General features: G+C 38.2%; 20 protein-coding genes and 1 other annotated feature. Of the genes, 11 read left to right on the top strand and 9 right to left on the bottom strand.

Features of this window, described 5'->3' with window-relative positions; all coding sequences use genetic code 11:
* Window positions 1-16: 16 nt before the first annotated feature.
* Entirely contained in the window at window positions 17-751 is a 735-nt protein-coding gene (locus HF876_RS02385) for a YqcI/YcgG family protein (protein ID WP_169358447.1), read from the bottom strand.
* A gap of 160 nt (window positions 752-911) precedes the next feature.
* Here HF876_RS02385 and HF876_RS02380 point away from each other — a divergent pair, with 160 nt between their 5' ends.
* Window positions 912-1,757 (top strand): dimethylarginine dimethylaminohydrolase family protein, encoded by an 846-nt coding sequence (locus HF876_RS02380; protein ID WP_205963979.1) that lies wholly within the window; start codon window positions 912-914, stop codon window positions 1,755-1,757.
* A gap of 116 nt (window positions 1,758-1,873) precedes the next feature.
* Here the strand turns inward: HF876_RS02380 and HF876_RS02375 are convergent, their stop codons facing one another.
* Together HF876_RS02375 and HF876_RS02370 are read right to left on the bottom strand one after the other, a co-directional pair.
* Window positions 1,874-2,383: a cupin domain-containing protein gene (locus HF876_RS02375; RefSeq protein WP_240949588.1), complete on the bottom strand. Its 510-nt coding sequence runs from the start codon at window positions 2,381-2,383 to the stop codon at window positions 1,874-1,876.
* The gene (locus tag HF876_RS02370; protein WP_169358446.1) at window positions 2,380-2,967 is read right to left on the bottom strand and encodes a histidine phosphatase family protein; all 588 of its coding nucleotides are present in this window, start codon (window positions 2,965-2,967) and stop codon (window positions 2,380-2,382) included. Before HF876_RS02370 ends, HF876_RS02375 begins: the two co-directional genes overlap by 4 nt.
* 147 nt (window positions 2,968-3,114) lie before the next feature.
* Here HF876_RS02370 and HF876_RS02365 point away from each other — a divergent pair, with 147 nt between their 5' ends.
* Complete coding sequence (locus tag HF876_RS02365) at window positions 3,115-3,873, top strand: MerR family transcriptional regulator (protein WP_169358445.1); 759 nt, start codon at window positions 3,115-3,117, stop codon at window positions 3,871-3,873.
* Window positions 3,874-3,885: 12 nt separating this feature from the next.
* Here the strand turns inward: HF876_RS02365 and HF876_RS02360 are convergent, their stop codons facing one another.
* On the bottom strand, window positions 3,886-4,293 hold the full coding sequence (locus tag HF876_RS02360; RefSeq protein WP_169358444.1) for an NUDIX hydrolase: 408 nt from the start codon (window positions 4,291-4,293) through the stop codon (window positions 3,886-3,888).
* A gap of 428 nt (window positions 4,294-4,721) precedes the next feature.
* Here HF876_RS02360 and HF876_RS02355 point away from each other — a divergent pair, with 428 nt between their 5' ends.
* The 5 genes from HF876_RS02355 (at window position 4,722) to HF876_RS02335 (ending at window position 8,699) form a co-directional block, all read left to right on the top strand.
* Window positions 4,722-5,045, top strand: coding sequence for a PadR family transcriptional regulator (locus HF876_RS02355; protein WP_169358443.1), 324 nt, complete (start codon window positions 4,722-4,724; stop codon window positions 5,043-5,045).
* Window positions 5,038-6,093: a DUF4097 family beta strand repeat-containing protein gene (locus HF876_RS02350; RefSeq protein WP_169358442.1), complete on the top strand. Its 1,056-nt coding sequence runs from the start codon at window positions 5,038-5,040 to the stop codon at window positions 6,091-6,093. Before HF876_RS02355 ends, HF876_RS02350 begins: the two co-directional genes overlap by 8 nt.
* A 59-nt stretch (window positions 6,094-6,152) precedes the next feature.
* A complete protein-coding gene (locus HF876_RS18835) occupies window positions 6,153-6,899 on the top strand; it encodes a ferritin-like domain-containing protein (RefSeq protein ID WP_169358441.1) in 747 nt (248 codons plus the stop codon).
* A gap of 157 nt (window positions 6,900-7,056) precedes the next feature.
* Window positions 7,057-7,623: a sigma-70 family RNA polymerase sigma factor gene (locus tag HF876_RS02340; protein ID WP_169358440.1), complete on the top strand. Its 567-nt coding sequence runs from the start codon at window positions 7,057-7,059 to the stop codon at window positions 7,621-7,623.
* Window positions 7,620-8,699, top strand: a complete 1,080-nt coding sequence (locus HF876_RS02335) for a DUF4179 domain-containing protein (protein WP_169358439.1) — start codon at window positions 7,620-7,622, stop codon at window positions 8,697-8,699. Before HF876_RS02340 ends, HF876_RS02335 begins: the two co-directional genes overlap by 4 nt.
* 49 nt (window positions 8,700-8,748) lie before the next feature.
* Here HF876_RS02335 and argS read toward each other — a convergent pair whose 3' ends face one another.
* Together argS and HF876_RS02325 are read right to left on the bottom strand one after the other, a co-directional pair.
* Complete coding sequence (gene argS, locus HF876_RS02330) at window positions 8,749-10,425, bottom strand: arginine--tRNA ligase (RefSeq protein ID WP_169358438.1); 1,677 nt, start codon at window positions 10,423-10,425, stop codon at window positions 8,749-8,751.
* A gap of 51 nt (window positions 10,426-10,476) precedes the next feature.
* Window positions 10,477-10,694, bottom strand: a binding site (T-box leader).
* 74 nt (window positions 10,695-10,768) lie between these two features.
* Window positions 10,769-11,623, bottom strand: a complete 855-nt coding sequence (locus tag HF876_RS02325) for a GNAT family N-acetyltransferase (RefSeq protein WP_169358437.1) — start codon at window positions 11,621-11,623, stop codon at window positions 10,769-10,771.
* A gap of 66 nt (window positions 11,624-11,689) precedes the next feature.
* On the opposite strand from HF876_RS02325, the gene aroD reads away from it, so the two are divergent.
* Window positions 11,690-12,442, top strand: a complete 753-nt coding sequence (gene aroD, locus HF876_RS02320; protein ID WP_169358436.1) for a type I 3-dehydroquinate dehydratase — start codon at window positions 11,690-11,692, stop codon at window positions 12,440-12,442.
* Between the two features lie 69 nt (window positions 12,443-12,511).
* Here aroD and HF876_RS02315 read toward each other — a convergent pair whose 3' ends face one another.
* Together HF876_RS02315 and HF876_RS02310 are read right to left on the bottom strand one after the other, a co-directional pair.
* Window positions 12,512-12,973 carry a GNAT family N-acetyltransferase gene (locus HF876_RS02315; RefSeq protein ID WP_169358435.1) on the bottom strand — a complete coding sequence of 154 codons (462 nt, stop codon included), beginning with the start codon at window positions 12,971-12,973 and terminating at the stop codon, window positions 12,512-12,514.
* 73 nt (window positions 12,974-13,046) lie between these two features.
* Window positions 13,047-14,363: a stalk domain-containing protein gene (locus HF876_RS02310; RefSeq protein WP_169358434.1), complete on the bottom strand. Its 1,317-nt coding sequence runs from the start codon at window positions 14,361-14,363 to the stop codon at window positions 13,047-13,049.
* 228 nt (window positions 14,364-14,591) lie between these two features.
* Between HF876_RS02310 and HF876_RS02305 the strand changes: the two genes are divergently transcribed.
* From HF876_RS02305 to asnB, 3 genes are all read left to right on the top strand, one after another.
* Window positions 14,592-15,491, top strand: coding sequence for an ABC transporter ATP-binding protein (locus tag HF876_RS02305; RefSeq protein WP_169358433.1), 900 nt, complete (start codon window positions 14,592-14,594; stop codon window positions 15,489-15,491).
* Window positions 15,484-16,722 (top strand): ABC transporter permease, encoded by a 1,239-nt coding sequence (locus HF876_RS02300; protein ID WP_169358432.1) that lies wholly within the window; start codon window positions 15,484-15,486, stop codon window positions 16,720-16,722. The genes HF876_RS02305 and HF876_RS02300 overlap by 8 nt, the downstream gene beginning before the upstream one ends.
* 129 nt (window positions 16,723-16,851) lie before the next feature.
* Window positions 16,852-18,696, top strand: coding sequence for an asparagine synthase (glutamine-hydrolyzing) (asnB, locus tag HF876_RS02295; protein ID WP_169358431.1), 1,845 nt, complete (start codon window positions 16,852-16,854; stop codon window positions 18,694-18,696).
* A 43-nt stretch (window positions 18,697-18,739) separates the two neighbouring features.
* Here the strand turns inward: asnB and HF876_RS02290 are convergent, their stop codons facing one another.
* A complete protein-coding gene (locus HF876_RS02290; protein ID WP_169358430.1) occupies window positions 18,740-19,549 on the bottom strand; it encodes a class I SAM-dependent methyltransferase in 810 nt (269 codons plus the stop codon).
* Window positions 19,550-19,572: the final 23 nt, after the last annotated feature.

Here is a 19,572-nt window from a genome sequence, read left to right as displayed (position 1 = left end):
CCCCTAAAAAGGGGACTTAAGCTTGCGATTTATGGTGAAATGGACATTTACCTTGAATCGGCTCAATGTCATCACCTATAAAGGATTGTTTCCATTCATTATGAGTTGGATCACCGAAGTGACCGATATCTGGATGCTTAGGGAGCTGGTCCCATGCTTCTACACGTTTACGAACTTTCTCACGTGACATAATTCCACCTTTTTCCGTTCCTTCTAACCCCTCGAATATTTTCCGTGGTTGGAATCCTAGCACCATTGCGTTTCCTAAGTGTCGTGTCTTGCGCTTCTTATAGGCAGGTGCATTTCCGAATACGAATATTGGCTCTCCATTAAATCGAAAATCCCATAAATAGTGGTCCGGGTCACGAGGACTATCTTCCGGCCATTCCACCTCATCGACCTCATGTAAATACTGAAGGATATCCCAAAATTGCTTTCGGTAATCATCAATAGAACCTTCTTGTTCAAAAGGCTCAACAAATACAAAAAGACCATGTCTCTTATAGTTTGGTAATTTAAATAAGTCCAGAAAATCTGCTACTGCATAAGGTAAGTTACTCCAGTCATCTTGACTAATATAAGCATAGCGGAGCTCGCCTTTCAGTTCGCCACTCATTCCAAAAAAACACGGGAATGTTTTATCAGTTACCGTATTGTGAAATGTTTCGTATTCCTTATACAGCCAACTCGGCAAGTCTGTTCTAGTTTTAAAGTCTTCCTTTGTTAATAACGCTTGTTCCTTCGTAATCATATAATCTCCTCCACTATCTTGTTCGCACAAATCTTTATGGGTCTTTACCCCTTACTCGATTTCCTGAAACAACAAATAAATTTTACCAATAGGTTATAAAATACTGATTTGGGGAATATAAAGGGTGAATGAATAAACTGGAGGATGAATTATAGTGAAGATGATAGAAGATATAACACAAATAAATTGTCAAAGTGAATATGGCTCACTAAAAAAGGTATTCTTATGTGAACCTCAATATATGGAAATTAAAGAAGTGATTAATGATGTTCAAAAACAATATATAAATGATAATATTGACCGATCTCTTGCCCTGTCCCAGCATAAGCAATTTGAACAAACTTTAAGGGATGCAGGAATCGAGGTAATTAAACTAAAACCAAGTAAAGACCATCCTGAACAAGTCTTCACTAGAGATATTGGTTTTACTTTGGGCAATCATCTCTTTATTTCTGAAATGGCGAATCCCATTCGTCAAGGTGAAGAGAAGGTGCTTGCCGAGTGGATGAAGGAACATGATATAACATATAAGAAACTCTCCAATCATTCGATTGAAGGTGGCGATGTAATTGTTGACGGAAAACGTGTATTTATAGGGATTAGTCATCGCACAAGTCAGAATGCTATTCAAAATCTCCAAAGTGAATTACCTGATTTTGAAATTATCCCCATCCCTTTTAACCCAAAGTATTTGCACTTAGATTGTGTATTCAATATTCTTTCCTCAAAAGATGCATTAATATTTCCAGATGCGCTCGATCAGGAAACGGTGGAGCATTTATCAAGCATGTATCATTTGATAGAAGTGAGCGAACAGGAACAGTTCTCTATGGGGACCAATGTATTGTCGATTGGTCAAAATCGAGTACTGAGTTTACCTGTAAACCGTGGCGTGAACGACCAAATGAGAAAACACGGATACGAAGTGTTGGAGGTAGACTTTTCCGAAATTATTAAGTCAGGCGGGTCATTCAGATGTTGTTCCATGCCCATTGTGCGTCAATAAGCAAAAACTCTCTATGGTGACAGTAGGTGCAACGTTTTGAAGATAAAACAAGCTTAAAAATACGGTTTAAGCTTGTTTTATATTTCATTTCTCTAATAGTTCATTACGTTTCATAACTAATACGTATTTGGAATACTTTTGTATGCAAGCTTATAAATGACTGAAGCATGCTCAGGATATTTCTTTAGCAGCTCATCCTGTGTGAATAGTTCAAAGTCTTCATATTCAAAGCCCGGTGCAACCATACACCCAACTAAAGAAAATGCTCCCCCTTCTGAAACCGATGAACCAAAGATGGATTTTCCAGGCACAATTAATTGTGGGACTTCACCATTCACTATATCTAATCCAAGCTTGTATTCATGGTAACTTCCTTCTTGATCAATTACATGGACGGTTAAAGGATCGCCCCCATGAAAATACCAAAGTTCATCTGATTTCAAACGATGTAAATGAGAGATATCTTTTTCCCCAAGTAAAAAGTATATACTTGTGTATAGCTTTCTATCTGATCCATTTGCACTTATTGTATTGTCAGAGGAAAAGGTTGAATGAAAGTATCCACCCTCTGCATGTGGCTCTAAGCCTAAATGCTCAATATAATAGGAAGCGTCCTTTTCCATCATACCTCCCTCATTTCTAAATGCTTCATGCAGTTAAATAGGTGGCAATGGTTTTTCTCGTCTTTTAACTCAACGATGGTAACTGAGGTATTTCCAATATCATTTGAGAAATCTCCACATGGTATAAGTGCATTTAAAACTCTAGCAAGAAAGCCCCCATGACTAACAACTATGATTTTCTTACCTGGATGCGCCTTTTGTATATCCTCGATAAAGGACATCCCTCTAGCGATAATGACTTCTTCCTTCTCGAAGCCCATATCCTGCTCTCTCCAATTTAGACCCCACTTATCTACTCGTTCTTGCTCAGTAGTTCCCTCTACAAGACCTCCTCCAATTTCTCCTAAACGGATATCTATATTAACATTTGTCTCAGGTTGCTTTTTTGCTATAATCTCAGCTGTACGCTTTGCTCTAATTAGTGGACTAGTATACATTACATCCCACTGCTCTTTTCCCATCCGCTCGGCAACTCGCTCTGCCATTAAAATTCCTTCTTCATCTAACGGCACATCCGTTTTACCCTGCGCTCGTCCTTCTTTATTCCAAGCTGTCACACCGTGTCTAATAAACGCTATTGTAGTCATTTATAATAACCCCCCTTTGTTCAAAGATAAGATAGAAAATACTTTTCGTAAAGTGCGGTCAAGAAGGTTTATGAAAAAAAGTTCTTATTAAGTCTTGACCTTCACGCTACGTAAACCTTTACACTACATATATCAGGAGGTGAAGTAATGATATATACAATTCAGAAGCTTGGAGAACTTGCTGGAATTAGTACTCGAACTATTCGCTACTACGATGAAATTGATTTATTAAAACCAGCAAGCCTAAGCGAAGCAGGTTATAGAATGTACGGATCAGCGGAGGTAAATCGCCTTCAACAAATATTGTTTTACCGAGAGTTGGGGATAAGCTTGGGACAAATAAAAGAAATCCTCATTTCACCAGGATTCGACAGTACTGTTGCTTTAAAGGAGCATAAGGAAAAACTAATTCAAAAAAGAGCTCAGCTAGATTTGTTAATAAATAATGTGGATAAATCGATTCAAGAATATGAAAGGGGTATTAAAATGACAGACAAAGAAAAATTTGAAGGATTTAAACAAGAGCTTGTGGACAACAATGAGGATATGTATGGTGAGGAAATTCGAAACAATTATGGGAATGATGCTGTAGACCAATCCTATGCTAGGCTAAAAAACATGACCAAAGAACAATATGAGGAGGTTGTAAAATTAGAGCAAGAGGTATTAGATAGCTTAAAAGAAGCGATTGCTGCTGGTGACCCAACAAGTAAACCCGGGCAAAAGACAGCAGAACTGCATAAACAGTGGATAAGTTTTCATTGGCCAAAATATTCAACGGAAGCGCATGCAGGCCTAGCTGAAATGTATGTAGCAGACGAACGCTTTAAAGCTTATTACGATAAGGTGCAACCAGGTGCGGCGCAATTTTTACGTGATGCTATTGTAGAATATACTAAAAACTAGAAGGCTAGCCTTCTAGTTTTTTAAAAGTTTTTCTATTATGTGGATATCATCCGGATAAGCTAGTGGCAAGTTCTTCATTTCGTCAAATGACTTCCAAGCAATCTCATGGATAAATTCATCTGGATCATGAATCGTTAATTCTCCACTTATAAATTCTACTATAAAGTACTCTACATAATACGAGATACCATAATCACTTAATACTCCACTTTTTTTATGTATCATTTCAATTGGACGAACAGTTAAGCCTGTCTCCTCCCAAAATTCTCGGACACAGCATTCTTCAAAGGTTTCCCCTTCCTCCACCGTCCCTGAAGGAACTGTCCACAGCTTATCCTCTCCCGGTGCTGCCTGTAAAACCATTAACACTTCATTTCGCTCATTGAAACAAATACCAGCCGCCCCTTGCCATTTAAACATTCTTTCCACTGCCCTTCCTAAGCTATAAAATATTATTCTTCTATTATACCGTACTGCTGGGTAGCATTACTAAATTATAGAAGCTACCCTACTTGTAGTGCATCCGCGCCTATTAACTACCATGGAGAGAGTGATCTATTAATCCGCCAAATTTGCCAGTAAATCTATATATACATCCATAAATCGTTAATTCGCCCCTTCTCCTAGCGTATTCGCCCATTACCTTGGTGAAAGTGACCCATTAACCGGCCAGAATCGCCCATAAGCTTATAGAAAGTGTCCCATTACGGTCTCAGAATCGCCCATAAATCAAAAAATGTACCCTACCACACATTATTTTATCCAGTACCTTGCATTGTATAATAGTATATGGTATATTACTTCCAACGGTACTGTTTATTAAATAGTAGCGAAGGGAGTGAAGAAAAATGAACATACAATTTAAAAAGGGTGTACTAAATCTGTGCGTGCTTGTCTTATTGGATAAGCAGGATCGATATGGCTACGAACTTGTACAAAAAATATCAGATCAAATCTCGATTTCTGAGGGCTCAGTTTATCCACTCCTTAGACGATTAACAAAGGAAGGCTACTTCACAACTTATTTACAGGAATCAACGGAAGGTCCCCCACGTAAATATTATAAGCTGACGGATCTCGGTAGAACATATCTTCACGAGCAATTAAAGGAATGGAAAAGCTTTACGGATGGTGTGAATAATCTAATCGAAGAGGGTGTAAAAAATGAATGAGCAACAATTTATTAAGGAATTGGAACTTGCATTACATCAAATGACAGCTGACGAGCGTAACGAAATAGTATCGGATATTCGAGAGTATTTCTCTAATGCACGAGAGGATGGGAAAACCGATATTGATATTTCTTCTTCACTTGGCTCTCCAAAGCAGATTGCACAGGAGCTTCTTGAAAACTATGTTCCGGTAAAGTCCCAGCCTAAAACATTTACAAGCGATAAGTTGATACGTATTCCGGACTCTACGTTTACTAATGTGTTAATAGATCTAGACTATGGAGCTCTAAATCTGTTTCCATCTGAGACAGATGAAACAATCGTTGAGTTAATTGGAGAAAGTGAAAAGCTTTCATTCGTGGCTGAAGTGATTGGTGATACACTTTCTGTTAAGTTGAAGTCTAAAAAAATGAGCTTCTTTACTTTTATTTTTCAAGTCAAGGAATTGAAAGTAAATGTCGCACTACCAAAAAAGCTCTATTCAACTATCACTATGAAGTCTGATCACGGTCGTATTCGAGCAGAGAAATTACTTGGCAAAATTGTAAAGGTCAATTCCGACAACGGGTCTATTTTACTTCAAGAAATAGCTTCTACCTTAATGGAAGTTAAAACAGACAATGGACGGATTGAGCTAGACCGAGTGCAGAGTGACAAGCTAACGACAACAACCGACAATGGGCGAATCGAATTGCGCAATGTGGATACTGAGAAAGTTCATGCAGAAACTGACAATGGCCGCATCACCATGCAATATGTAAATGGGGATATCCTGGGGAAAACGGACAACGGCCGAATTGAACTGTTAACAACTAGCATTGATCGAATGATTGATCTTAAAACTGACAACGGAAGTATCATGATTGAAACAGAATCCGACCCTTCAGATGTATCTATCTCTGCAAAAGTCGATTGGGGCAAAGTAGATATTTTTGGGGAACGTAATTCTAAAACAGTCTTTGGTGCAGGGACTCATCAAGTAAGACTAACATCTGACAACGGCAGACTAACTGTTGCTAAACGTGCAGTTTCTGGAATTAAATTATAAACACTCTTTCTCCCCTTTTCTCATAGACTAGGTAAGGACTATAACAAAAGGGGAAATGTATGAATAAAACAGAAAACTACAACCAGCAGATGTATGCTCAACAGGCTTTTCAACAATCCTTAGCACTAATAGCGGAAGCAGTACAAGGAGAAAAAGAAGATCAAGTTTTTTATGATTATTTAATTTCCTTAGCTCCTACGCAAGAGCAAATTGAAATAATCACCTCCATTCGAAACGATGAAGTAAAGCATAATCAATGGTTCAAACAAATGTACAAAGCAGTAACTGGTAATGAGGTTGTCATAACCACGGAAGAGCAATTCGTACCTCCAGCCGATTATATAAGTGGTATTAAGAAAGCATTTTTCGGTGAGCTAAAAGCAATGGAAAAGTACAGAGTCATACGGGAAGGCCTTCCCTATCGCGAGTATAGAGACATTGTCTTTGAGATATTAACAGACGAAATGAAGCACGCCCAATTGTATAATTATATTTTAACGGAGAATTTTGCGATGAATGCCCCTGAGAAGACAGCAACTGAAAACACTGCATCTACTACCACAAGCAATGCTCCTGAGCCAGTTGCCTTTCCAGATCAATGGATTCAATATACGGAGTACCTTGTAAATGAAGGTCTAAATGATGTGGAAAGAGGCATTAATACGAAGCACATCCTACAAGAATTTATACTTATGGGGGTTCTAGTCGGTAAAGGCTATACCCCTGAGCAAGCATACGAAACAGTAGAGAACTGGGAGTTATCAGGGGAATCACAAATACTTCAGCAAAGTAAAAATAGTCAATAAGCCATCGCTGCGTGCAACACGCAGCCTTTTTTTATGCCCATTTTTTTACTTTCTCATGTTACTCTAAAATAAATATTTTATTTTTGAGAAAAATCAAAATCGTAGACGTTATATAGAGTGTAAAAGCTTTTACAACTACCAAAAGGAGCTATTGTAGATGAAATCAACTGAATCTAATTTTATCCACAGGCTGCAATCTGGAAAAGAAGATGCACTGGAATACATTGTGGATAATTACTTACCGTTAATAAAAGGCGTTTCCTACAAGGTTCTTTCCCCTTTAAATAATGCTGGGATGATGGATGAATGTATTAATGATATCTTTTTATCGATTTGGCATCATGCGAAGGATTTTAATGGAGACACAACTGATTTTAAAAAATGGATCTGTGTGATTGCTAAATTTAAGGCAATTGATTACTACCGAAAAGCAACTCGTAATATGGAGGTTTCCAGTGAGCAGATGGAGCTTCAGCCAGCTGATTCAATAGAAAAACGTCTAATCCTTACAGAAAACCGAAACGAGCTAATGCAATTAATCCATAAGCTAGACCCAATCGACCAACAAATCTTCATCATGCGTTTTTTTCTTGGCGAAAGCACAGAGGCAATCGCTAAGAAGCTTGGAAAAACAAAAGCGTCTGTCGATAATCGTATATATCGAGGAAAGAAAAGGCTAAATGGACAGGTTACAAAATTTCTTCTAGGAGGTAGCTTTGTATGAAGGACCTTTACAAGCAATTTAATGAAATTGATATAGATCTAGATGAATTTGAAGAAATCGAAGTTAGTGAATTTGAGAGAGCGAAGGTAAAAAAAGAATTAAAAAATAAAATCTCTCCTAAACAAAAGAAAGGAAAAAAGATTTTAGCTGCCGCTTCTCTTGCTGCAGGACTCAGTATCTCTGCTTTAGTAGGACTTTCCTTCACAGCCTACGCGGACAATATTCCAGTAATTAGTAATATTTATAAATTCTTTTATGATTACAGAGATAAAAATGGAGAATTTTATGGAGACTACGCTGAAAATGCTACTATGATTAACTTAACAGCAACAAGTAATGGGGTAAACGTAACTGTTGATGATGCCATTTACGATGGTGAATCTATGATTGTGACGTATACAATCAAGGCCAATAGAGATCTTGGGAACCCCTTGGTAATTAGAGGGATACCTCACCTTCAAGGCTCTCCTAAAACTGGAAGTCATGAGGCAAGTAAAGTATCAGAGAGTGAGAATAAGTATGTAGGTATTATCACTATGAAAATGGAGGAAGAAGAAACCTCTTTACCAATAGAATGGAATATAGATTATTTGCGCCCAGGAAGAACCACTGATAACGAGCCCATCGAGGGTAATTGGAAATTTAACTTTACTTTAAACAAAGCAGACATTGATATTTATAAATTAGATAAAAAGCTTAGTCAAAATGACCTTACAGTACATCTTCAAAAGCTAACGATATCTCCAAATTCGTTTCATCTTCTATTTGAACAAATTGACACTGATAAATTATATGAAAAGTGGGATAGCGCTATCGTTGAATTATTAGTTAAGGATAATTTAGGAAATCGTTATTCGCAAGAAGAACAAAGTGGGAGTTATTCTGTTCATAAGCACTCGACTAAATGGGGCGCCATATATGAAAAAGTTGATCCTCAGGCTACTCAGCTTATTATAACTCCCGAGGTAGAATTACGTAATTATGAGCCTATTGAAGAAGATAAGGGATACAAAGGCAGTATAACCGCCGATCAAAAACAATTCCAAATGGAAGACATCATTATTGATTTAAAATAACTATACAAAAAACTGGTTGTGAGCAGAATCACGACCAGTCTTTTTTCTTTTACATCTGTTCCGGAGCTTCTATACCCAGTAAGTTCAACCCTTCCTTTAAAACTATCGCAACCGCATAACAAAGTGTCAGTTTGGATACCTTTGTCTCATCATCAACGAGGATTTTTGTATGTGCATAATATTTATTAAAGTGCCGAGATAGCGTTAGGCAGTATTTTGCTATAAGAGACGGATCTACCTGTTCAAAGGATTTCTGAATAACCTGTGGAAAACGTTGAAGTGTCGTAATCGTTTGCCAAGTCTCTTTCTTTAACCCTTCCAGGCTTACATTGTTAGCATCAAAATTGCCCTTTTGAAGAAGGGAACATATTCTTGCATGTGTATACTGAACGTACGGGCCAGTTTCCCCTTCGAAGTTGAGCATTTGTTCTAGTGAAAATTCTACATCATTCATACGATGATTTTTTAAATCATGGAAGATGACTGCACCTACCCCAACCGATTTTGCGACCTCTTCTTTATTAGGAAGAGATGGATTTTTCTCTTCAATACCTCTTTTTGCCTCTTGAATCGCTTCTTCTAACACTCCTTTCAATAAAACTACTTTCCCTTTACGGGTCGACATCTTCTTGCCATCCTTTAGCATCATTCCAAAAGGGACATGCTGACATGCTTTTGCCCAACCATATCCCATCTTATCTAATACTTTGAACAACTGTTTAAAATGAAGTGATTGCTCGTTGCCCACTACATAAAATGACTTTGCAAAATCATATTCTTTTTTGCGATACAAGGCTGCCGATAAATCTCTCGTAGCATAAAGAGTTGCTCCATCCGTTTTCTGAATCAAGCATGGCGGCATATCCTCGAGCTCCACTACTAATGCACCGCTAGACTCGACTAGCAAACCTCTCTCTTCTAGATCCTTAACGACTATTGCCATTTTATCGTTATAAAAAGCCTCGCCATCCAGGGAATCAAATTGAATTCCTAACAATTCATAAATACCTTGAAATTCTTTAAGAGAGGCTTCCTTGAACCATTTCCAAAGTTCTCTAGCCTCCTCATCCCCCTGCTCCAAATGCTTGAAGGCAGCTCTCGCCTTATCATTCAGCGATTCGTCGCTTACTGCTTCCTCATGGAATTTCACATAGATTTTCAATAGCTCCTCTATTGGAGAGGCTTCTATTTTTTCTTTATCCCCCCATAGCTTATAAGCAACAATCAGCTTACCAAACTGGGTTCCCCAGTCTCCTAAATGGTTAATACGAATAGTCTTGTATCCGTTCTTTTCTGCTATATTGGCTAGTGCATTTCCTATTACCGTAGAACGTAGATGTCCCATAGAAAAGGGCTTAGCGATATTCGGTGAGGAGAAATCTATCGTAATTTTCTCGTTCTTCATTGGCAGCTGGCCGTAATGATTTGGATCTTTAAGTATTTCCTCTAATACTAGTTTAGCTACTGTTTGCTGATTATAAAAAAGGTTCACATATCCTCCTACTGACTCCGCCTTTATAATAAGTACTCCCTTGAGCTGCTTTGCCAATTCAGCGGCAATAAGCTGAGGAGATTTTTTATATATTTTTGCTAGCGTAAAACAAGGAAATGCTACATCTCCTAGTTCTACGTTCTTTGGCGTTTCTAAAAGCTTTTCTATTTCCTCTACTGTTAGTCCTTCTAGTTGGGCACCAATCAAAGCAGCAATTTGCTTTACTAATTCCATGTACAGTCATCCTCCCATTTAATTCTTCCATATAAAAAGCCCTCGCCTCTATGAAGAGACGAGAGCTGAAATTCCCGTGGTACCACTCTAGTTGTCACACGTTGTGACCGCTTTAACGTTAGTAACGAGGACTTCCCCGGTCTTTTCTACTCTTAGTTCAAAAAGCTTCTCCAAAGTGCGTTTCTCTGAAAAGTCCTGTATCAGGCTTTCACCACCCCTGACTCGCTAAACATTATCTCTTCAAATACTCTCTTTATCATCGAATTGTGTATGAATTTTCACTTATTTTAAAGGAACAAAATATGAAAGTCAATATGAGTCGCTATTTTTTTAAAGGTACGCCCTATTTTGTTTCGCCAAGCTGTAAATGAACCGAATCTAATAGCTTCTGATAACCAATTTCTTGATAGATCTTATTCGATGTAGGGTTTAGCATATCCGTATATAGCACGCAGAAGTCATATTCCTTTAATAGCTCCTTGCTGCAGGCTGCCACCATGGTTCTGCCGTATCCTTTTCGTCGTTTCTCTTTTGGAGTAAACACCATAGAAACAGTCACCCCATGCGCGGAAGGTCTCGCCTTCTTCATCATGGACACGATTTCCCCTTCATCCTCCCAAAGAAAAACCTCACGAGCATTTAACATAGCTTCCACTCTTTGAGCTATATCTTCTTTAGCACTTCTCGGAAGTCCCGTATCTCCTTCAAATTGGCTAAGCCAAGATTCGATTAGTGGAGCGTCTTTGTCATTAGCAAGCCTCCAGGAGCCAGGACTTGCTTCTAACGTATCGTCTACTTGATCTAATCGGTATAGCCCCTGGTCCATTAATAGAGAGTGAGGTTGACCGGTTTTTTCTTCCCATTTCTCTGCAAAATGCATAGCCCAATCTTTCACACTTATTATAGAATCAATATGTATACCTCGTTGTATGATTTCTTCTATACCTAAATCAGTGGATGCCTCTATTTTATTTGGATCCACAAAAATAATATTTAGAGGATGTGGTGGAGTCATTTGAAAAAGAGCAATTAACTCTCCATCTTCTTCAATAGTCGCCATTAGCGGGTTTTCATATCCACCTACTCGTATTCTTTCTAGCACCCCTAGAAACAAGCTAAATTTGTCCTCATTTTCCTTTAAAAAAGGTATTGCCTTCTCGTAAAAATTCTCTGCACTTTCATAGATTTGAAATCTCATTTTTCCATCCCCTTTGTAATGTTTTATGTTAATATAACGTAAAACGTTGCATGATGGGAGATATTTATGAAAATTATTTCTATTCGGGATATTCACATTGGAGAAGGACTTCCTAAGGTCATTGTTCCATTAATAGGAAAAGATAAAGACTTCCTTTTAAATGAGCTACCACTAGTTAAAGAAAGCGCTCCAGATATAGTGGAGTGGAGAGTAGATTTGTTGCAAGGAGTGGAAAACCTAGAAGTGGTCAAGGATACCCTTTCCTATATACGCAATTTTTTGTATCCAATTCCTCTTCTATTTACCTTTAGAAGTCATAAGGAGGGCGGTTCTACTGTTATAGAGAGCACCTATTATAAGCAGCTTTTGCGTGAGGTCATCCAAACAAAAGAAATAGATTTAGTGGATATAGAGCTTTTTTCGGAGGATGTAGAGGAATTAGTAGCTTTAGCTAAGGATTTTCAAATTTCTGTTGTAATGTCAAGCCATGATTTTAAAGGAACACCTCCCAAAGAAATCATAATAGAACGAATGACAACTATGCAAAAGCTAGGGGCAGATATCCCCAAAATAGCTGTGATGCCTAGTAGCCCCGCAGACGTTCTTACCCTTTTGGATGCTACCTACACAATGTATTCTACATATGCAGACCGTCCAATTATTACGATGTCTATGGCTAAGGCAGGTATCGTTAGTCGTATGGCTGGAGAGATTTTTGGTTCAGCGGCTACATTTGGTTCCGTTCTCTCTGCTTCCGCTCCCGGACAAATTAAAGCTGCCGAGTTAAAGAAAGTGTTAAAGCTTCTACATAACGCATAGCTTAATGCGATTTCAAACGGGACGATGACTCCCGTTTGAAATCTAGAGTGTAGATATAAACTCTAATCTCTATAGTCCTCCTGTGGATAATCTTTTTTCTAGTCGTATCATATCCACACACGGAATTCCGTTTTCCACAATTTTTTCCGAATAATGAATAGTGAAGAAGTCTCTATCCACAGATACGATTCGGAAACCACACTTTTGATAGAGCGCAAGCTGGTTTAAACTAGAGTTTCCCGTACCTACCTCTATTATTTTATATCCAAGCTCCATGGATCTTTCAATTGCATGAAGTACCAATTCTTTTCCTAGACCTCTTCCTTGATATCGCTCATGCACAGCTATGTTTTTGAGCTCTATAGTATCGTCATCCACTGATAACAATACATAAACTCCAATTGTTTCGTCGCTATCTTTCGCTATATAACATTGCCCTCTATCTAAATAGGCTTCCACCAATTCCTCTGAGGGATCAGCTAATAGCAATAATTCCATTGGATAATTGCTATCTATTTTATGTATATTCATTTACTTTTTCTCCATCCTCTATATTTTATCTAAACAAAAGCCATCCCTCTCTAAAAGCAGGGATGGCTTTCGTTCACGACTCAGGTATCAATAACTCTAAAATATCCTCAGACACATAGGTTTGCTTGTTGTGCAAAACAGGAGCCTCTTGGAATTCCCTTATACTTTTATTATATCCATATTTCAGCTCACCACGTGTTATGGTAAAAGAACCGTTACCAAGCTTTAAATACATACTATTTCGTTTTGGATGGGATATGACCTCATATCCTAAGTATTGAGCCACTTGGCGTAAAGGAATCATTTTAACCCCATTGTGGATAAAATGGTTATCTTCTATTAGAAGATTGAGCTCCTTTAAAGCAGGTTCAACATAGTCTATTGCGATAATTTTAGAAGGAGTTATAAGCTTCTGTTCTCCCTTAGGAGCGCTATAGAATACGATTAACTCCTTACCCTTTAAATCCTTTTGTTTAATTTTCTTACCCTTTTCGTCCATTAATTTGGTTTGATCGGTGATTTGAAGATGAAGCTCACTGTCTAAGCTCACAAAATCCTCATTGAATTTTGACACCTTTACTAAGCTACCCTTTTTTCCATGAGCAACTATTATATCTGGTGTGATTCTTGGTGGATAGATCAGAATCATTGGTTTATTTTTATCATAATAAGCATCCACTTTAGTTCCCTTTTGAAACGAGTCAATCGATACTTCTTTTGTTGAAGCATCGTTAAGCGCTATAACGTCTTTGTTCAATATAAACATAGATACCAATTTCTCGTCATTGTCTGACTCTACAGTCAAGGTCACTTCTTTATTATCTTTAGTAACTTCCTTAACGGTTCCTGTAAATTTGATAAAGTTGCTGGCATTCTGCTCTTCATCATCCAAGACCACTACTTTGGATGGTATTGCTTGTGCAGGAATACTTCTAGTTGTGGAGGTGTAAAAAACAATTAGCTCATGACCTGCAAAATTCTTTTGTATAATACTCTCTCCATGCTTATTAACCACAAGCGTGTCCTTAGTAATGTTAAGCTTCAGCTGATTGTCTTCACTTGTTAACTGATCATTAAAAATTCCCACTTTAGCAAAGCCTACATTTTTGGAATCATGCGCAATTATTAGCTCAGGAGTGATTTGGGCAGGATAAATCATAATCCTAGGCTGTGTTTTGTCATAATAGGCTTCTATTCGTTGTCCTTTAACAAAATCCTTTTGTTTAATTTCCTTCGTGGTACCGCTATTAAATAAAAGTGTCTCATCTGAAATAGTAAAAATAGTGACAATTGGTTCTTTTTCCTCTGTTTCTACCGTAAGTATGACACTGTCCGCTTTATGAGTGATTTCTTTAACCACTCCGGTAAACCCCTCTAATTTAGACTTCATGGAATCCTCCCCCTCCTTTGCTAACACAAATGTAGGTGCGAGAAGAAGACAAATGGCTATAAAGCTTAAATAAAGATAGCGTAATTTTTTCATTTTTTACCGTCCCCTTTGTTGTTATCAATGTATTAGACGGAAGGCTATACTAAACGTTTCACAATTTTTTGAAACGTTTAGGGTAATTGCACGTATAAAGTATTATGTAAAAATACTTAGGAATGGAGAATATGTATGGCATTAGTAATCAATGAAGTAACCAAGCGTTACCATGATTTTACTGCAGTAGACCATCTTTCCTTCACCATCGAAAAAGGTGAAATCTTTGGCTTAATCGGCCAAAATGGTGCAGGTAAAACAACAACTTTTCGTATGATACTAGATTTACAGGAAACTACAGAAGGAACCATTACATGGGATGGTACGAATATCAACAATATTAACCGAGACCTTCTTGGCTATTTACCCGAGGAAAGAGGGATTTTTCCTGCAATGAAAGTAGAGGATCAGCTTTACTTCTTTGGTGAGCTTCGTGGTAAATCCCGAAAGGAACTAAAAAAAGAAGTCGATTATTGGATTGACCGTTTTGAATTAGAGGATAAAAGAAAAGCAAAAGCCGAAACTTTATCAAAGGGTAATCAGCAAAAGGTTCAATTAATCGCAAGCTTCATACACCAGCCTGCTTTTCTCATTCTAGATGAACCTTTCAGTGGCTTGGATCCAGTTAATAAGGACTTGTTAAAGGGAGCTATTTTAGAGCTAAAAGAGAAAGGCACGACCATTTTATTTTCTAGTCATCAAATGGAAAATGTAGAAGAGCTTTGTGACCATTTGTGTCTATTAAAACGAGGTGTCTCTTTGTTTGCTGGTAGCTTACTAGACTTGAAGAAGCAATACGGGAAGACAAGACTAACCATTCGAACAGATATACCTAAGAATAAGCTGGAAAGTATGGAAGGCGTCAAGCAAGTCCATGTTGGCAAAGACCAGTATGTACTTACACTAGCAGACGAAAAATATGCTCAAGCGATTTTCGACTCCATTTTTGATGGTAAATATATTGAAAAATTTAGCCTGGATTACTTGTCATTAGATGAAATCTTCAAGGATAAGGTAGGTGGCAAGAATGTCTAAATTCTGGTTGCTTGTAAAACAGCTATATACCGAAAAGATAAAGGCAAAGTCATTTATTGTCATGCTTGCTATCTATGTCGGTGTAATTTCTATCGTGATGTTTTGGTCAGATATAAAGGCCGCCTTCTTTGAAAGTGAAGCATTGGAAATTGCTGTGATAAATGAAACAGATGCCGATATTGATGCTTTATTCCAATCGAATAGTGATTTAGCCTTCACCTTTCCTACGGAATCTAATAATGAAGTAGAAAAGGAAGTAATTGATGGAGACTATGCGGCTGCTATTTTTATAAAAGATGAAGGGAATTCTTTAAGTGCTGAGATTGCTACGTATGAACCACTCACATTTAATGATCAGCTTAGCTTATCTTCAACCCTTCAATATGCAGGGAAATTGTATGAGGTACAACAGTTAGATTTATCCGCTGAGGAAGCTGATAAAATCCTGCAATCTGAGACAGTCATCACTATGAAAAATTTAGATGAAGCCTCGGTTGGTGGTAAGAGTGAGGATGAGAAGGCGATAGGAATCGTTGCTTCTATGCTTGTTGGGTCTTTAATTTATGGATTCTTAATTTCATTTTTATCTATGATTACCACAGATGTAGCTTCTGAAAAGGGTTCTCGTGTTTTAGAAGTGCTACTTGCAAGCGTTAAACCATCTACTCATTTAATCGCTAAATTGACTGGGACATTTCTCTTGGCGATTACTCAAATTGCAGCTTTGATCCTAGTTTTAGCAGTCATCTTCATGACAGTTGATGGTGGCTCCAAAATGGATAGCCTACAGCCTATGATTGAGGAGCTTTCCTACTCTTACATTGGGTATGCTTTTGCCTTTTTAATACTGACAATAATATTAAATCTAATCATTGGAGCATTATTAGGCTCACTGGTTTCTAAAGTGGAGGAAGCGGGCCAGGCTGTTATGCCAATGACGATTATAGGAATCATTGGATTCTATGTGTTAATCTTTGGCGCACAAAGTCCGGACACTATGCTAGTAAAGGTATTTTCATATATTCCATTTACATCCGGGATGGTAATGCCACTACGTATTGGTGCAACAGACATTGGGGCATTCGAGCCAATGTTAGCTTTAGGCATACTCGTTATTACTTCTATTATCGCATTCGTCATTAGTCTTTCCTTCTATAAACGAAGCGTTCTTACGTATAGCACTGGTGGTATGATTCAAAAGATTAAAACGATGCTGAAGGTAACAACCTAATATTAAATGAAAGTATCGCGAACCTTACATGTTCGCGGTACTTTTTACTATTTGGAGTGTATTTCTCTCGTCACTTTTACAGTACTTTTTTGCATATACTATGGGGGTGAAAGAAGGGATGCGAATTATATGTGTGGGATAACGGGATGGATTGATTTTAAAAAAGATTTAAGGGGCTATTCCCCTATTGTCGAGAAAATGGCAGAGTGTTTAAAAAAACGAGGACCAGATGACCATAACGTATGGAGTACAGCGCATGCTGCGTTTGGTCACCGAAGATTAACAGTGGTTGACCCTATTGGTGGTAAGCAGCCCATGAGCAAAAGCTATCAATCTAGGAACTACACACTTTGCTATAATGGTGAGCTATACAATACAGAGGAGCTTCGAAAAGAATTATTAAGTCGAGGGCATTCATTCTCTGGCCACTCCGATACAGAGGTATTATTAACCTCTTATATCGAGTGGAAGGAACAGTGTATTGATTATTTTAATGGGATTTTTGCATTTGCGATTTGGGACGAAGAAGAACAAAAGATTTTTATGGCAAGAGACCGCTTAGGGGTAAAGCCTTTGTTTTATACAGAAAGAAATGAAGGGTTACTCTTCGGATCTGAATTAAAATCATTGCTTGCACATCCAGATGTCCCAACGGAAATCGATCGTATTGGTTTATCAGAAATTATTGGGCTAGGTCCTTCTCGTACCCCTGGCTTTGGTGTTTATAAAGGGATAATGGAGCTTCGTCCCGCACATGCCTTAACCTTTTCTAAGAATGGTCTACGTATCTGGAGATATTGGAATGTGGAAAGTAAGGAGCATACCGATAGCTTAGAGGACACGGTGGAGAATGTAAGATTCTTATTTACAGATGCAGTAGAAAGACAGCTCGTTTCCGATGTACCTTTATGTACATTCCTTTCAGGAGGAATAGACTCAAGTGCTATTTCGGCTGTGGCGGCGAATGCTTATAAAAGAGACGGAAAGCCTGCTCTTCATACTTATTCCATCGATTATGAAAACAATAACGTACATTTCAAGGGAAATGAATTTCAGCCGAGCGAGGATTTTCCTTTCATCCAAAAGGTCTCCAGCACTCTTAATACTACCCACCACTTTTCTGTTATTACACAGGATGATTTAGCCCAATTCTTAACGGAGGCAGTCCATGTTCGCGATTTACCTGGAATGGCAGATATCGATTCCTCTCTTTTATGGTTTTGTAAGGAGATCAAAAAGGATTTTACCGTTGGATTATCTGGAGAATGTGCGGATGAAATTTTTGGAGGCTATCCTTGGTTCCATAAGATAGGGAATGCAGAAACAGGCTTTCCTTGGATTCGCTCCAAGCATGAAAGACACTCATTGCTAAATGATAGCTGGCAGAAGAAATTGAACATCGATGACTATGTCCAAAATGCTTATGACGTCAGTGCAGCTGAAACGCCTCAGCTATTTGGAGAATCCTCCTTAGAAGCTGAACGAAGAGAGCTTTTTTATATGAATATGATTTGGTTTATGACCACTCTGCTAGACCGTAAAGACCGTATGAGCATGGGAGCAAGTTTGGAGGTTCGCGTTCCCTTTGCTGACCACCGACTTGTAGAATACGCGTGGAATATTCCGTGGGATTTTAAAATGGTTGGAAATCAAGAAAAAGGTATACTTCGCAAGGCTTTAGAGGGAATTCTTCCTAACGAGGTACTTTATCGTAAAAAGAGTCCTTATCCAAAAACACATAACCCTATTTACGCGGCAAAGGTACAGCTTATGCTCAAGGAACAGTTATTAGATAAGAATTCTATTTTACATGAATTATTTACACCAAGCAGCCTTCACTCTTTAATCGAATCAAATGGAGAAGCTTTTAAAACTCCTTGGTATGGTCAATTGATGACGGGTCCTCAGCTGTTGGCATATTTGGCTCAAATGCATATTTGGTTTAAGGATTATAATGTACAACTCGTTGATTAATGGATAGAGGGCTGGACGTGAACTATAACGTCCACGCTCTTTTTTACTTTTTTACTCCAATGTACAGCAGGTGAGATGAGACCCCTAGCATATAAGGGTCGCTGGCTTTTTCAATTAGCAGGTTAATTAGTTTTTCATATTCCTGCTCCCCTTTTTCCTTCCAGTAGTCCCAGCTTTCCTTGTTCAATGTTGCAGCCACGTTAGAGCCAATCAATTCCAAACCTTGAAATCCGTTTGATTCCATAAAAGGATTTATCTCATCGATATTATAATAATAGGCTCCAGTAAAACGTCCAGTCTCCTGATGATCAAAGCAGCCGGTTTGATTGAATTGAAGGATGTTGTCCATTTGGTCATGCGGTTTCCAGTTCTCTGGGTGTGTCAAGGAGGTTAATAAGTGTTTAACTCTCGGCATAAAGGCAACAAAAACAAGACCGTCTTTTTTAGTTACTCTATGTAATTCCTGGATTGCTTTTATACGATCGGCTTCTCCCTGTATATGATACATTGGGCCTAGCATAAGAGAAGCATCAAATTGCTCATCTTGGATTTTGGATAAGTCTCTTGCATCCGCCACTAGGAAATCGGTGAAGCGACCTTTTAGATTAAATTCTTCTGCCTTTTCTCTCGCTATTTCCACTAGTTTGGGAGTTAAATCCGTTAGAGTCACATTGAATCCTTCCAGAGCCAGCTTCATCGCATATTTTCCCGGGCCTGCACCATTATCAAGGACGTTCCCATTAGGAGGCAGGTACGTACTTATGTAGTGCCAATTCACTTGAAATTCAATCGGTTCCCTTTCCAGTCTCCCCCACTCGTCAAATTGATTGTAATAACTAATAATATTACTCATAACACACCAGCTTTCTTAAATAT

Source organism: Psychrobacillus sp. BL-248-WT-3 (assembly GCF_012843435.1).
Lineage (GTDB): Bacteria > Bacillota > Bacilli > Bacillales_A > Planococcaceae > Psychrobacillus.
The sequence above is the reverse complement of the archived record's forward strand: the minus strand, read 5'-3'. Positions and strand labels throughout refer to the sequence as shown.